Annotated in this window: 13 protein-coding genes; 6 read left to right on the top strand and 7 right to left on the bottom strand. The window is 50.0% G+C overall.

All coding sequences use genetic code 11. The annotated features are described in order from the left end of the window. Positions 1-56: 56 nt before the first annotated feature. The gene (queC, locus tag FEK30_RS05465) at positions 57-728 is read right to left on the bottom strand and encodes a 7-cyano-7-deazaguanine synthase QueC (RefSeq protein ID WP_138072228.1); all 672 of its coding nucleotides are present in this window, start codon (positions 726-728) and stop codon (positions 57-59) included. Further along, entirely contained in the window at positions 729-1385 is a 657-nt protein-coding gene (locus FEK30_RS05460) for a 7-carboxy-7-deazaguanine synthase QueE (RefSeq protein ID WP_065709960.1), read from the bottom strand. A 144-nt stretch (positions 1386-1529) separates the two neighbouring features. On the opposite strand from FEK30_RS05460, the gene FEK30_RS05455 reads away from it, so the two are divergent. From FEK30_RS05455 to FEK30_RS05440, 4 genes are read left to right on the top strand one after another with little or no spacing between them, the layout of a single operon-like run. Continuing rightward, on the top strand, positions 1530-2597 hold the full coding sequence (locus FEK30_RS05455) for a thiamine phosphate synthase (protein WP_138072226.1): 1068 nt from the start codon (positions 1530-1532) through the stop codon (positions 2595-2597). Continuing rightward, complete coding sequence (gene thiS / locus FEK30_RS05450; RefSeq protein WP_012305912.1) at positions 2598-2801, top strand: sulfur carrier protein ThiS; 204 nt, start codon at positions 2598-2600, stop codon at positions 2799-2801. A gap of 53 nt (positions 2802-2854) precedes the next feature. Continuing rightward, positions 2855-3055 (top strand): hypothetical protein, encoded by a 201-nt coding sequence (locus FEK30_RS05445; RefSeq protein WP_012305911.1) that lies wholly within the window; start codon positions 2855-2857, stop codon positions 3053-3055. A 31-nt stretch (positions 3056-3086) separates the two neighbouring features. After that, the gene (locus tag FEK30_RS05440) at positions 3087-4037 is read left to right on the top strand and encodes a DUF4351 domain-containing protein (RefSeq protein ID WP_138072224.1); all 951 of its coding nucleotides are present in this window, start codon (positions 3087-3089) and stop codon (positions 4035-4037) included. On the opposite strand, the gene FEK30_RS05435 is transcribed toward FEK30_RS05440, so the two are convergent. The 3 genes from FEK30_RS05435 to mgtE form a co-directional block, all read right to left on the bottom strand. Further along, positions 4034-5527, bottom strand: coding sequence for a type II CAAX endopeptidase family protein (locus FEK30_RS05435; protein WP_255447967.1), 1494 nt, complete (start codon positions 5525-5527; stop codon positions 4034-4036). The genes FEK30_RS05440 and FEK30_RS05435 overlap by 4 nt on opposite strands. Positions 5528-5637: 110 nt before the next feature. Then, positions 5638-7197: a WD40 repeat domain-containing protein gene (locus tag FEK30_RS05430; protein WP_255448011.1), complete on the bottom strand. Its 1560-nt coding sequence runs from the start codon at positions 7195-7197 to the stop codon at positions 5638-5640. Positions 7198-7233: 36 nt separating this feature from the next. Then, on the bottom strand, positions 7234-8604 hold the full coding sequence (mgtE, locus tag FEK30_RS05425; protein ID WP_012305907.1) for a magnesium transporter: 1371 nt from the start codon (positions 8602-8604) through the stop codon (positions 7234-7236). Positions 8605-8979: 375 nt separating this feature from the next. Between mgtE and rbp the strand changes: the two genes are divergently transcribed. Then, positions 8980-9234 (top strand): RNA-binding regulator, encoded by a 255-nt coding sequence (rbp, locus tag FEK30_RS05420; RefSeq protein ID WP_012305906.1) that lies wholly within the window; start codon positions 8980-8982, stop codon positions 9232-9234. 198 nt (positions 9235-9432) lie between these two features. On the opposite strand, the gene argZ is transcribed toward rbp, so the two are convergent. Continuing rightward, the gene (gene argZ / locus FEK30_RS05415; RefSeq protein ID WP_138072218.1) at positions 9433-11544 is read right to left on the bottom strand and encodes a bifunctional arginine dihydrolase/ornithine cyclodeaminase; all 2112 of its coding nucleotides are present in this window, start codon (positions 11542-11544) and stop codon (positions 9433-9435) included. A 414-nt stretch (positions 11545-11958) separates the two neighbouring features. Here argZ and sigC point away from each other — a divergent pair, with 414 nt between their 5' ends. Continuing rightward, complete coding sequence (gene sigC / locus FEK30_RS05410) at positions 11959-13155, top strand: RNA polymerase sigma factor SigC (protein WP_012305904.1); 1197 nt, start codon at positions 11959-11961, stop codon at positions 13153-13155. Between the two features lie 235 nt (positions 13156-13390). Here sigC and FEK30_RS05405 read toward each other — a convergent pair whose 3' ends face one another. Further along, a complete protein-coding gene (locus FEK30_RS05405) occupies positions 13391-14227 on the bottom strand; it encodes a photosystem II manganese-stabilizing polypeptide (protein WP_012305903.1) in 837 nt (278 codons plus the stop codon). Between the last annotated feature and the right edge of the window lie 114 nt (positions 14228-14341).

Below are 14341 nucleotides of genomic sequence, written 5' to 3'. Positions count from 1 at the left end.
CAATACTGATTTCCCAAACCCTCAGCTGTGGCCTGGGGGTTTTTGTTTGGCTATTTTTAGACATTTTGGCTTGTGAGCTCTGGATAACCGGCCTTGATCAGGGCTTCATCTCGGATGCGGCAGGAGTCACACAAGCCGCAGGGATGTTCTCCCCCCTGGTAACAAGACCAAGTTTCGGCAATGGGAACGCCCAATTTCACGGCTTTTTGGATAATTTCTACTTTGGTATCAAGCACAAGGGGCGCAACCAATTGGGGCGCGTGACCTTCGATGCCAACTTTAGAAGAAAGATCCGCTAACTTCTGGTAGGCGGCAAGATATTCGGGGCGACAGTCAGGATAACCGGAATAGTCCACGGCATTGATCCCCAGGTAGATCGCTTCGGCTTGTTTTGCTTCAGCGAGAGAAAGGGCGATCGCCAAAAATACCGTATTGCGACCGGGGACATAGGTCGAGGGAATATCCCCCGTCTGGACACCGCTTTGGGGAATTGCTTGATTAATGTCAGTCAGGGAAGAGCCACCCCACTGGGACAAATTTACATCCATCACAAAATGTTCTGTGATCCCCAGGTGTTCGGCAATTTTTTGAGCGGCCCTCAGTTCTCGGCTATGTTTCTGACCATAGCGAAAGGAAAGGGCAAACACTTCATAGCCATCGGCGATCGCCTGGGCGGCACTGGTGGCCGAATCCAAGCCACCGGAGAGTAAAACAACAGCCCGTTTCATCTAGCGCACCCCCAGAAACTTATGGGTTTGCAGACCGAGACGCCATTCGGGGTGAGCCAAAATATAGTCGAAAATGAGGCTCTGACTGGCGGGATTTTCCCATTGGGGTTGGAGATATTGCGGAATTTCTGCGGCAATTTTTTGGGCTTGGGTTTCGGCCCACTGAAAATCCGTGGCTTGGTCGATCACGACCTTTAATTCACTGACCTGATCGTAAATTTCCGGCAATGGCGCTTTAAAAGGCTTTGGGGACAGGGTCAGCCAATCAAAATGACCGCTGAGGGGATGGGCGCCGGAGGTTTCTAGGTGGAGCGGCAAACCCGTTTCTTTCAACCCAATCGTCAAAGGATAAAGGTCATGCATCAAAGGTTCCCCCCCCGTAATGACAATGATCTTCGGCTGGGCCACTTGCACTTGATCTCTTAATTGACCAACGGAAACTTGGGGATGACGTTTCGGATTCCAGGAAATTTTTGTGTCACACCAGGGGCAACCCACATCACAACCGGCAAGGCGAATGAAAAAAGCTGCTGTGCCAAACCAAAAGCCTTCCCCCTGGATCGAATGAAAGGTTTCTACGACGGGATAGGTGACGGATGCAATCTCTAAAGAATCAACGGAATCAAGCAAGGGTCGCGGTACGGTACGAAGGGCCATGGCCTTGGGCAACAAAAAATAACACAGGGTTACTACTGTATTCTAAAAGGCGATCGCCTGTCTCCGGGGCAAAATCCAGAGATCCCCTAGGAGATGCGATAAAGTAAGAATTTGCCTGCCGATTCTGTTTTGTGCGCCGTCACCATGGTTAAACCTGCTTCCACCGATACCACCGCTATTTTTCGCATCCTCGATGCCAACCTTGACCGAGCCAGGGAGGGACTGCGCATTGTTGAAGAATGGTTTCGGTTTGGCCTGAACCATGCTGAACTGGCCGCCCGTTGCAAGGAAATGCGCCAAACCCTGGCCCAATGGCACCATGACGAATTGCGCGCTGCACGGGATACGCCCAACGATGTAGGCACCAGCCTCAGCCATCCCCAGGAAGAAAGCCGCACAGATCTTAATCATTTGCTCCGGGCCAATCTCTGTCGGGTCGAAGAAGCGCTCCGGGTGCTAGAAGAGTACGCCAAACTCTACAAAACGGAGATGGCGATCGCCTGTAAACAGATGCGGTATCAGGTCTATACCCTCGAAAGTCAACTCTTTAGCCCCCAACTGAAACAACGTCTCGAAAAAGCACGACTTTATCTAGTGACTTCTCCCCACGAAAAGCTCTTGGCAGTGACCGAAGCAGCTCTCCAGGGGGGCGTTGAAATTGTGCAATACCGTGACAAAGAAACCCCCGATGAACAACGGTTTGCCAATGCGATCGCCCTGAAAAAATTATGCGATCGCTACCATGCTTTATTCCTCGTCAATGACCGTGTGGATCTTGCCCTAGCCGTGGATGCCGACGGCGTTCACCTCGGCCAAACGGATTTACCCATTGCCACTGCCCGCCAACTCCTTGGCCCCGATAAAATTATTGGCCGCTCCACCACCAATCCCACGGAATTAGAAAAAGCATTGAGTGAAGGAGCCGATTATGTGGGTATTGGCCCCGTGTATGAAACCCCTACTAAACCGGGGAAAGCCGCTGCGGGTCACAGTTATGTCAGCCATGCCAGGGAAAATTGTCCTGTGCCCTGGTTTGCGATTGGCAGCATTGACACCGAAAATCTCGGCGAGGTTCTGGCCGCCGGAGCCGGACGGGTTGCAGTGGTGCGGGCCTTGATGCAGAGTGAAGACCCGACCCTGACAGCTCAGTTTTTTGCGGCCCAATTACACCGCCAACAAACCCTACAAAACCTTGAGGAGGCCACGGCATAAATGATCGATGTTTGGGTGAATGGTGAACTAAAAACCATTGCGAGTGAGTTATCTTTACCCCGCTGTCTTGAGCAATTGGGCATGAACCCGCGCCTCGTGGCAGTGGAATACAACGGCGAAATTTTGCACCGTCAGCGGTGGGAGCATACCTTGATTCAAGCAGGCGATCGCCTAGAAATTGTCACCATTGTCGGTGGTGGCTGAGGCTGAAACCGTTACACTACAAAGCAACACACCTTCAACTCCTTGAGCGAAAAATGAGTCAAACCGTAAATTGTGCCGTTGAGTGCGTCAATGGTTGCATCCTAGGGGAAGACTGCCCCAACAAAGAATATGCGGCCCAAGCCAGCGAATTTGTGCAGACCGTCTCCATCGACAAAATGCACGAAATCGCCGAAGCAGCGCGCCTCAAGAAAATGATGGAACCCCCCAAATGGGTAATCCCCGACGAAATTTAGACGGCTTTTACCTTGGTTTTCCGGTTGAACCATGACCCAAACCATCGATCATGATTTGTTGTTTAAGGAGTTGCTGACGACCTTTTTCTGGGATTTTCTCGCCCTTTTTGCGCCGGAAATCCTCGAAACAGCCGAGCAGAACTCCTTAACTTTTCTTACCCAAGAAGTTTTCAATGACCTACCTGGCCAAACGCGTCGCAATGTAGATATTGTGGCGAAACTTCACTTTCGCGGCCAAGAGACTTGTTTTCTCGTACACGTTGAAAATCAAGCAACCTCCCAAGCAGATTTTGCGGAACGGATGTTTCTCTATTTTGCGCGTTTGTACGAAAAGTATCGTTTACCCATTTACCCCATTGCCTTATTTTCTTACCGCTCTCCCCAGAGGCTAGAACCGGAAACTTTTTCGGTGGCGTTTCCTTCCAAGGAAATTCTCCGTTTTTCTTTCCAGACTATTCAATTGAACCGCTTGCCGTGGCGTGACTTTCTCCGCCAACCAAACCCCGTTGCGGCTGCGCTCATGGCAAAGATGAACTTTAGCTCAGAGGAACGCCCAAAGGTCAAGTTAGAATGTTTACGGATGATTGTGACGCTTCGTTTAGATTCGGCCAGAATTCATTTGTTGTCGGGTTTTGTGGATACTTATCTGAGGTTAAATATGGCAGAACAGCAGATCTTTGAGCAGGAACTACACCGAATTCAGCCCCAGGAGGAAGCCCAGGTACTGCGAATTGTCACGTCTTGGATGGAAGAAGGTCTACAGCAAGGCCGCCAGGAAGGACGACAGGAGGAGGCTTGCAAGTTGATTTTGCGATTTGTTCAGCAACGCTTCCCGGAGCAAGTTTCAGGATTCGCCTCACAAATCCAGGCCCTGAATCTAACTCAACTCGATGCCCTAAGCGATCGCCTATTTGGGTTTGAGTCAGCCGCAGAATTAGAAACTTGGCTGCGGGAAAATTCCACCGAGGGCAACCCTACCTAACTACCGAGAATAAACAAACTCAATAGAGTGCCGCTGTTCCACAAACTATGGAGAAGCATCGGGGCCAAAAGGTTACGGGATTTAACATAAACGAATCCCAAAATAATGCCCAGGGTCATTAAAGGTAGGACTTCCGACAAACTCATGTGGGCGATCGCAAACAAAAACGCACTGAGAATAATGCTGCCCCACACTGGGACATAGCGGGTTAGAGAAGGTAATAGAAAACCTCGGAACATAATTTCTTCAAAGAGGGGAGCCATCACCGAGGCCGTCAAAAAGAAAATCGTTAAAGCCACCTGATCCTGGGCTTTGAGAGCAAGAAACAAAATCGGATTACTGCCCCCCTGACCCTGCCAAATTTGTTGATTGAGTAGGGAAACGAGTAACACCAGCGGCAAGGCCACCATGTAGCCTCCAAATCCCCATACCGTCCAGTTATCCAGCCATTTCACCTGAAACCACCCCTGGGGGAGGGGCCGAAATTCCCAAACCGAAGCCGCTAGAACGATTAAACCAGCGATCGCCATCAGTGAATAGGTGATGAGGGTATAAACAGCTTTTTCACGCACTGTCCAAGCGGTGGCATCGATGCTAAAGGCCTGGAGGGCGATGGGTAAAGCAAGGGGCAAAATAATTTGACCGACGAGAAAGAAGCCGACGATAAAAACTTGCCAGATAATTTCTCCGTTCCAGGGGGTGTTCCAAGTCGCTTGATCATCAATGTGCAAAAGGGCTGCTTCCTGCTTCCGGAAAGCTTGAACGCCCAAAAAGATGAGAAAACCCAAGCCAAAAAGCCCCACACTAAAGGGCAAGACGGTAATGACCGTTAATTTTAAAAAAGCCCGTTGCGCATTCTGTTGTATTTGTTGCTGGAGTTGCTGTTGTGCCGGAAGATTGTCTTGAATTTGGTAGAGCTTTTGGAGATTTTGTTGCTCGAACCAGGTTTCAAGCTGGGCCTGGGTTAAGGCATCTGGGTCAGTGGGAGCTTGGGAGTTAAGCCAGAGGGGCGCTAAAGTTTGGGCCAAACCATCAGATTCTTCTCCGGAAATGGCTTCCCATCGCTGTTGTGCTTGTTCGAGCTTGCCGCGACTGGCATACAAAATTCCGAGTCTGAGCTGGAGTTCATCGATTAAAGTGGCGGTTTCGGCGATCGCCTTTTTGGTCGCCTGGGTTTGAGTCGCGCTTGTTTCTGTGGAGTCTGTGAGAAGTTTTTGGCGGGCTTCACTACTACTGAGCACCTTTTTATACTGGGCGATCGCACTACTGTAGGGATCTTGGCCCGTCAGTTGGGTCACGAGGGTGGCGATCGCCTCAGGGGAGGTAGTGGCCGTGGAATTGGGATCGTACTCTGCGGCCTGAAGCACCAAGTTGGTTTGATACAGTTCGAGGCGGCCCTGGATCTGCGGTTCCTGGAAACTGGCCCACAACGAAGACAGGAGCGGCACCAGGGTAATAATCGTCAACAGAATTAAAATTACGCGCTTCACGTTAGTTACCCGCACAAAAACAGTGGATCTAGCCTAGCCTGTTGCTTCTCACGGAATCAATATTTAACGCTGGATAATTTCCCTGGCTGGCCATGGTGAATGAAATCTGATTAAACTTGCTGCCAAATTTTGATCGTGCCATCGGAACCGCCCGCCGCGAGGGTACGCCCATCGGCAGTGAGGGCTAGGGACAGTAAACGTACATGATCTTCTTGGTCGGGAGTATTGAAATTTAACGTCGTCAAAGGCTCAGTGATGCCTAACTGCCAAATTTTGATCGTGCCATCGACGCTACTGCTCAGGAGAAAATGACCTTGGCGACTAAACAGAAGCTGAGTAATGGGCTTTTCGTGGGCTTCGAGGGTGAAGCAAGGCACGGTTTCTGGTAAAACGTCTAAATGATTGAGATCCACTTGCCACAGATGGATCAGGCCATGTTCGCCAGCAGAAGCAAACAATTTACCGTCGGTGCGAATGGCGATCGCCGCAATGGCGGCGGGGGGATCATTTTTTAAACTACCGAGTAAGCGATGATCCGTGGTGCGCCAAAACTTGAGGATGCCCTCTGTGCCACCGCTAATAAAAAGGTTTTCTTGGGGGGCCAGGGTGATCGCCTGGATCTGATCATTGAGATCAAGGGTTTGTTGATAAACGCTACCATCCTGAAGTTGCCACTGGCGCAGGGTTTGATCGTGACTCCCGGTGATGAGTGTTTGTTGGCCGGTCAAAGCCATGGCATAAACGGCTCCTTGGTGTCCCTCCAGGGATTTTTGGAGCGCGAGTTGGGGCACCGCTTGGCTTTGATCGAGGTGCCAAAGGTTAACTTCCGGCGAAAAACTACTACTGGCGATCGCCAATGTTTCTATTTGTTCTGTCTCCGCCTTGGCTCCGGTCACAGGGGGGATGAATGCTAGATTTAAAAGACCCTGTTCGTGGGCGGTCACTTGGGAAATTTGCTTTTGATCGTCTACGCGCCAGAGTTTCAACTGATGATCCCAACTGCCACTCGCGAGAAATTTTTGATCGGCACTAAAGACTAAAGCACTCACACAATCTCGGTGGGCTGGGATCGTAGCGACTAACTGCCATTGCTGCTTGGGTTGCGGTGCTGCGGGTGGTTCTGGAGCGGGGAGTGTTTCCGTGGCCCAAGGATCGGCGATCGCCTCTGGTTTTAGATCATCGGCAACTGCCTGGGCGATGGCTGGAGATGTTGCGGCTGGGGTAGGTTGCTGCCGTAAAAATTCCTGTTCTAAATTCGTGAGTCGTTCATCCAAAACAGCTTCATTAAGATACTGCACCACATTGGTTAGGGCTTTTTCTAAACTGCGCAGATAGGTTTGCATTTCTCCATCTGTTTCGATTTGGGCCAGGCTGGCATTGATTTGGCTCGCTTGGCGGATTTGTTCGGTGAGGGGTTGCAGTTGCCCTTGAAACTGACCTTGTAAACGTTGCTCAAGGCTCCGCACCATGCCCAGGATTTGTCGCCGCTGGTGTCGTTGATGGGCAATGCGGTTAAAAAAATTTAGCCCTAGGGTGATCCAGAGCAGGAACATGACTAATGAAGCTGTCGAATTACCGTCGCCTTGAATCACATCCCAGATCCACGCCAAGAAAACCAGCAGCAGCAAACCCAATTCTGCAAATTCCAACCATTGCTGCTTTTTTCCCATCAAAACATGACCCTCCTCACGGGTGCGTTCGCCTTATCATAACCTCAACATCATGCGGGCGATATTAAAGTAAATCAAAACCCCAATCACGTCCACCGCCGTTGTAATAAAGGGTGCCGACATTAGGGCCGGGTCTAACCCTAGGTATCGGAACAAAAATGGTAGCGAGGAGCCAGCCACCGATGCCAGCACGGCGATCGCCACCAAACTGATCCCCACCGAAATGGCCACCGCCAGATTTCCCTGGAGAAAGTAGGCCCAGACAATCACCACAATCCCCAGGATCGCCCCTAACAAAGCCCCGGCGATCGCCTCCCGTCCGACTACCTTCGCTGGCCCTAGATCGTTCAAATCTTCCGTATTCAAACCCCGAATCACCACCGTTGAAGACTGTGCCCCCACATTTCCTCCAGTCCCCGTCAAGAGCGGAATAAATGCCGCCAAAATCACCACCTGTTCCAAGAGCGACTGCTGGGAGCTAATAATCCAGCCCGTAAAGGTATTCGTAATTAGCAACACAAACAACCACACAACCCGCTGTCGAGCCACCGTCCACAGATTCATTTGGAAATAATTATCACCATCCGTTTGCAGCCCCCCCAACGCATAGATATCTTCTGTGGCTTCCCGTTCAATAATGTCGATCACATCGTCCACCGTAACGACCCCCACCAGACGATCTTCTCGATCCACCACAGGTAAAGCGAGTAGGTCATACCGTTGAATCGTTCGCGCCACTTCCTCTTGGTCAGTATCTGTATGAACCGAGACCACATCCCTGGTCATAATCTCTGACAACGGTAAATCTGGCTCAGAGACAACAAGATCCCGTAGAGAGACAATGCCTACCAGTTGCCGGGACGCGTTAGTGACATAGAGGTAGTAGATAATTTCCGATTTGCTGGCCTGTTGCCGAATCCGCTCGATGGTTTCTGAAACGGTGAAGGTTTCTTTGAGGGAAATATACTCCGGGGTCATTACCCGGCCAGCGGTATCTTCCTCATAACCGAGCAAAAGATTCGTCGCCTGTCTTTCTTCAGGGCTGAGCTGTTCTAGGAGCTGCCGTACCACCTTCGCCGGTAATTCATCGAAAAGACGAACCCGGTCATCGGGGGACATCTGGTCAACGACTTCCCGCACTTCCTGGCGCTTAAATTTTTGAATGAGGGCCTGCTGCACCGATGAATCTAGATATTCATAGACTTCGATGGCCTCTGCTTTAGAAAGCAGACGGAAAGCAATGACCTGCATCGATTCTGGTAAATCTTCGATCGCCTCGGCAATGTCAACGGGCTGTACGGGCACAAGTAGCGATTTAGCCCCTTGCAAATTATTCGATTCCAGCAAAAGCAACAATTGGCTTCGGACCAACTGGCGCAGCTCAGTATGTTTAGCGGATGTAGTCATCTTGATGGATCGTTTTGCCTCGGAATGTGCGGCCAACAACAGCCTGGGTACCCAGAACAAAGCTTAAAGGAAGGGTGACTCTGCGATTATCTAAGTAAAAGTGCTCAGGCTATCAAAAAAAGGAGAAAGCGCTTCATAAAACTTTATTTATTCTACAAAACAAGTGCCCCCCAAAACTTGTGTTTATTTTTTTGACTGTGCTAGCCTAGTATTGTTGGGAATCAAAAGAATTCGAAAGTACTCGGTTACGGTTTTGTCTCGTTTGGTATTGTGTTTGGTTACGACAGTATTGACAGAAAATCTCCCCGCCCGATACGACTACGAACTCTCCTTCCCCGATGCACAGATTAAGTCATCTTTAAGGAGACAATTTTTATGTCAATTTATGTTGGAAACCTGGACTACGCCGTAGAAGAAGACGATCTTCGTGAAGTCTTTAATGACTACGGTAAAGTAAAACGCGTTTATCTTCCGGTAGACCGTGAAACCCAAAGAAAGCGTGGCTTTGGCTTTGTGGAAATGTCTAACGATGAAGAAGAAGATAAGGCGATTGAAGCCCTCGATGGTGCTAGCTGGATGGGCCGCGACATGAAGGTCAATAAAGCAAGACCCCGCACCAACAGCCGCTAAATATCACCTCTGCGTTGGCATGGGATGTAATTTCTAAGAAACGACCCATGCTTCCAAACAACATGAATTAAATTCAGTGAGGCCACTAGTTTTGTATCTAGTGGTTTTTTTGATCGCCATGATTCGGGAGCAGCAACAAAAAAACTCCCCAGAATTTCCGAGGGAGTTTTTTGGCGATCGCCTAGGCTGTTCCGGAAATTACACAGTAATTGTAGCTTTTTGGTTGAGTCGATCCAGTTGGCGCGTCAGGAGACTGAGGAATAACCCCACATCGGTGACCACGCCGACGGATTCTACCGAGCCGCGATCGCTTAATTTTGTGACCACCGCAGGATTAATATCGACACAGACCATCTTCACCCCGGCAGGAGTCATATTGCCGACGCCAATGGAATGGAGCATCGTCGAAAGCATCAAAACCATATTGGTGCCTTCTAGCAAGCGAGCATATTCTTCCTGGGCGCGAATCAGATCCATTTCTGTATCCGGGAGAGGGCCATCATCACGAATAGATCCGGCTAAACAGAAGGGCACATTATTTTGGACGCATTCATACATTACCCCCTTTGTAATGAGCCCCTGGGCCACGGCATTGGCGATACTGCCACAGCGACGAATGGTATTAATCACTTTGAGGTGGTGACGGTGGCCCCCACGCACAGGGACGCCTTTATTCATATCAACGCCGAGGGAAGTGCCCATCATTGATTGTTCAATGTCGTGGACGGCGATCGCATTACCACCGAGCAAAGTATGGACATAGCCCTGGCGAATTAAATTGGCGAGATGTTGCGCCCCCCCGGTATGGATCACCACTGGCCCAGCCGTGACCGCAACTTTTCCACCCTGGGCGCGGATTTTATGGAGTTCCCAGGCAATTTGCTCAACGACCAATTCCACACGGCGTTCACTCGAAACCCCGGCCCCCATGAAGCTAAATTCTTGTTTTTCGGCGCTGGGACGAGCCGTGGTTTTATGGTTGGTGCGAATCCCGTCGATGCCCACAACAACTTTTTCCCCCACCTGGAGATCCCGCAACAGACGACAGCGGGCGTGAATGGTGCCGTTGCTCTCACTAATGGCGATCGCCCCGTCCATGCGTTGGTGGGTCACCTTAACCCATTGGCCTTTAATCCTGACCTCCGTGGGATAGATATTCGTCACATAAAAATCATCGGGGGCGACTCCCATTTGCTTCACGGTTTCTAGGTGCGCATCCTGGATATCTTCTGCCGAAGCACTGATCGCGCCCATTTCAATGAGGGCGGACATAATGTCCTCCATGGTGGTGGGAGAGGGTGCGGATACCCGTACATTAGCCGATGACGTATTTTTTCGCTCGATGCCGAGGTTGAAATTTAATACTTTTGCGCTGCCGCCCTGTTCATTGATTAAATCCAAGGCTTGGTTCAAAATGCCCGCGTCGAGGAGGTGCCCTTCGAGATGAATAATCCGACTATCAACCGGAGCATTGGCTTGGGCGGTTTCTTGAATCGGTTCTGTGGTTTTTAGGGTTAAACATTTTGCAGCTCCCCCTGCCTTGAGAAATTCCGTGAGGGACGTTTGTCGCACCTGAAAGCCCTTGGTGGCGATCGCCGTTTCGAGTTCTGGGCTGATTTTATTCATGATGATCACATCATCGACATTGACCGCATTGCAGGCAAAATTCACCGCATCTGGTTCGGGGACAACAATACGCTTCTCCGCCGGAATCCGCCGCTCAATTAGGGCATTGGAGTAAGTATCAAAGGCGGGAGGATAGTAGAGGAGATAACCGCCGCTTAGGGGACAAAAGCAAGTATCGAGGTGATAAAAGCGGGGATCGATCAGGCGTAGGGATAAAACTTCCACATCGAGCCATTGGGCAATGTAGGCGTGGGAGTCGAGTTCAGAGCGAAAACCATAACCAGCCCACAACGCTCCAGAATCCCGGTCAAAGAGGGCATCGCCTGCCCCTTCAAAGGGCAAATCCTGGGGCAGCTCATAGACCTGGAAACCATTTTCCGCAAACCATTGCTTAAAGTAGGGTTCTTCCCCTTGGCGCTCTGGGTGATAGAAACGACTGAGAATCGCTTTTTGACCCAAGACCAGACCGGCATTGGCCGTAAAAACCATATCTGGCCAGCCCTGGGCAGGGGGCACGAGATCAACAACGGCATACTCTTTGATGATTTGATGTAGGGCCTGCCACTGTTCAATGGCTTGAGCTTGGGACGATTTGTGGACGTTTCCTTCCATCCAAGGGTTAATGACATAGTCCACCTCGTAATAGTCGGGGGCACACATCAAAATGCGGGTTGGGTTGGTCATGGTCAATTTAAAAGCTGAATGGTTTAGGACTAATCATGCAACGGGAAAAGCGAGCGAATTGTATTGATCGGTACGGTACAAAACTCTGTTTTCTGTGGCGCGAGTTTAATTCTATGGGGTCGCTAGAACCACCGCAAATTAAGTTTTTCGAGTTTTTAGGCTTTGGGGGCAATCGCCCTATTCTTATATTGCTAAATGCTGACAAAAATGCCTTGGATACTGGCAATATTTGACGATTTTGTTGGCCTTTAAAGGATTATTTTGTCATGAAAATTTGACATAAAACTGTAGCGGCGATCGCCTTTGGACTAGGGCCGAGATGTTAATTTATATATCAAAACCTTGAAAAGGACTTTTATTCAGGGAAATTTAAGGGTAAGCACCCCCCTAATATTTTTCAGGAGAGTCGCCATTATGACCACCGCCAAGCAGTCCAAGAGCCAAGGTTCCTTTGACTCCCTAACCGAAACCGCTAGCAACGATGAGCTTGCTGTGTTTGATCCGGATGAAACAACCCTCCGGAATGGCCAGACCACAGATTTAGTGAGGCTGTATCTGCAGGACATCGGGCGCGTACCGTTACTCGAAAGAGATGAGGAGCTAACGGAAGCCCGCAAGGTTCAAAATTATATCCAGCTTTTGGAAAAACGACAAGAGGGGGCAGAAGCAGGCGACGAAATTTTGGCAGAATTTTTGAGTTGTATCAATGTCCATGACCGCCTAGCCATTGAGTTGGGTTGCCGTCCTTCCCTCAATCGCTGGGCCCAGGAAATGAACCTAGAGCGAGCTGTATTGCGGGATATCATTCGCCAGGGTAAACAGCGTTGGGCCGAGCAAGTGGGCTTAAGCGTTAAAGAACTTGACTCGATCCTCAAGGCTGGGGCCAAGGCAAAAGAGCACATGATCCAGGCCAACCTCCGTTTGGTGGTTTCGGTGGCCAAAAAATATCAGAATCGCGGCCTCGAACTTTTAGACCTTATTCAAGAAGGAACCCTCGGTTTAGAGCGGGCGGTGGATAAGTTCGACCCGACAAAGGGCTATCGCTTCTCGACCTATGCCTACTGGTGGATTCGTCAGGGCATTACCAGGGCGATCGCCACCCAAAGTCGCACCATCCGTCTCCCGGTTCACGTCACCGAAAAGCTCAATAAAATCAAAAAAGCACAGCGGCAAATTTCCCAAACCCAGGGTTGTACCCCCAGCTTAGACGACGTAGCCCAAGCCCTAGAGATGACCCCAGAGCAGGTGCGAGAGGTCTTACAAAAGGTTCCCCGTTCCGTCTCCCTCGAAATTCGCGTCGGCAAAGACCGAGACACAGAATTAGGCGATCTCCTAGAAACCCAAGATGCTTCCCCCGAAGAAAATCTTGTGCGGGAGTCTCTGCAACGTGACTTGCATAACTTACTGACAGAACTCACCGACCGGGAACGGGAAGTCATTCAACTGCGCTATGGTCTAGGCGATGGTAAAACCTACTCCCTCGCAGAGATTGGCCGAATGCTAGAGCTTTCGCGGGAACGAGTACGCCAAATTGAGGCAAAGGCCCTCCAGAAACTCCGCCAGCCCAAACGCCGCAATATTATGCGGGATTACTTGGATACATTGTCCTAAACATAAATGAGCCATCCCAAGAGGATGAGGCGATGATCTAGGGTTCCTTGACTCTGGATCTTTTTTATGTTCAGTTTTTTTACGACTAGTTCAAAATCTAGATTTTTTTCTTGGAAGCTTTTTCTAAAAGAGTTTGGGAAAGAGGTAGACGAAAATTTAGTCAAGCACAACGAAAAAAGACCACAAAAAAGGGGCATTGCCGCCCCTCGATTGAACAGTGTTTGAGAAGTTGAAATTAAGCAGCCGTCTTTAGACGTGCATAGAAAATACCGCGAATTCGGACTTCTTCGGGATCTTCTGCACCCATGTCAGTGGATGAAGTTTGCTCGCTTTCAAAGGTGCCGGCAATTTCACCAGTTTTCTCGTCGATTTTGGCAATTTGCAGGGAAATTTCACCAGTGCGAGATTCGTACTGCTTGATGTTGGCGCGGGTTAGCTCTTCTTCATCGGCTTGGGAAGGTAGAGCGACAGCGTTGTCATAACCGCTAGCAGTACCACGGGCCTTGGGATCAAGGAATACAGCACCACGATAGGGGGGAACCCGGAATTCACCGATAAAGTCAGTGGAAGTGTTGATGGAGTCAGACGGGGTAGAGGTCTGGGCCACTAGATTTTTAATGGTGAAGAGGAAAGGTACTTGGTCACCACCGGGCAACTGAACCGTAATCGGTTGGAAATCGATACCGTCTTCTTCTACCAGGGTAAGGAGGCCTTCGCTATCGGCTTTGATCTTCCCGGTCATTTGTTCGAGGGAAGAGGTGTAGCGGGTAAGGGGCTTACCTTCGATGAATTCAGCTTCACGACGCTTGTTGAGGGGCTCTTCCTTAACGAAATAGGTTTGAGGCTCTAAGCAGAGGTCAGAGAATTCGATGGTTTCATTGGGGGCAATGGGAATTGTTCCCCGGGTGAAGTTCGCGATTTGGGGGCAGGAGTTCGCGAGTCCTGTATTGAGAATTTCGTCGTATGTTAGTTGCTTCACATCGACGGTCGCAGCATCGGGCGCTTCACTACAAGCAGTTAGCACGCCGATACACAGAGCCAGAATGGCTGCTAATAACGAACGTAACTTCATGATTAACCTCTTTTTGTCAATCTCAGGGCGGAACTAATCTTGTCCGTTCCACTTAATTTTTTAAAAGTCTGGGATCTAATAGGGACAAGCTATCCGGTTTTATATCGGTATCTA

This window comes from Picosynechococcus sp. PCC 11901 (assembly GCF_005577135.1).
In the GTDB taxonomy this organism is placed as follows: domain Bacteria; phylum Cyanobacteriota; class Cyanobacteriia; order Cyanobacteriales; family MRBY01; genus MRBY01.
This window is presented reverse-complemented; position numbering and strand designations above follow the sequence as displayed.

What these genes read in the sequence shown, in the direction of transcription:
- queC (WP_138072228.1), bottom strand. Translation starts at nt 728, where the DNA reads ATGAAACGGGCTGTTGTTTTACTCTCCGGTGGCTTGGATTCGGCCACC.
- mgtE (WP_012305907.1), bottom strand. Translation starts at nt 8,604, where the DNA reads ATGACTACATCCGCTAAACATACTGAGCTGCGCCAGTTGGTCCGAAGC.
- sigC (WP_012305904.1), top strand. Translation starts at nt 11,959, where the DNA reads ATGACCACCGCCAAGCAGTCCAAGAGCCAAGGTTCCTTTGACTCCCTA.
- argZ (WP_138072218.1), bottom strand. Translation starts at nt 11,544, where the DNA reads ATGACCAACCCAACCCGCATTTTGATGTGTGCCCCCGACTATTACGAG.
- FEK30_RS05455 (WP_138072226.1), top strand. Translation starts at nt 1,530, where the DNA reads ATGGTTAAACCTGCTTCCACCGATACCACCGCTATTTTTCGCATCCTC.
- FEK30_RS05460 (WP_065709960.1), bottom strand. Translation starts at nt 1,385, where the DNA reads ATGGCCCTTCGTACCGTACCGCGACCCTTGCTTGATTCCGTTGATTCT.
- FEK30_RS05445 (WP_012305911.1), top strand. Translation starts at nt 2,855, where the DNA reads ATGAGTCAAACCGTAAATTGTGCCGTTGAGTGCGTCAATGGTTGCATC.
- thiS (WP_012305912.1), top strand. Translation starts at nt 2,598, where the DNA reads ATGATCGATGTTTGGGTGAATGGTGAACTAAAAACCATTGCGAGTGAG.
- rbp (WP_012305906.1), top strand. Translation starts at nt 8,980, where the DNA reads ATGTCAATTTATGTTGGAAACCTGGACTACGCCGTAGAAGAAGACGAT.
- FEK30_RS05405 (WP_012305903.1), bottom strand. Translation starts at nt 14,227, where the DNA reads ATGAAGTTACGTTCGTTATTAGCAGCCATTCTGGCTCTGTGTATCGGC.
- FEK30_RS05440 (WP_138072224.1), top strand. Translation starts at nt 3,087, where the DNA reads ATGACCCAAACCATCGATCATGATTTGTTGTTTAAGGAGTTGCTGACG.
- FEK30_RS05430 (WP_255448011.1), bottom strand. Translation starts at nt 7,197, where the DNA reads ATGGGAAAAAAGCAGCAATGGTTGGAATTTGCAGAATTGGGTTTGCTG.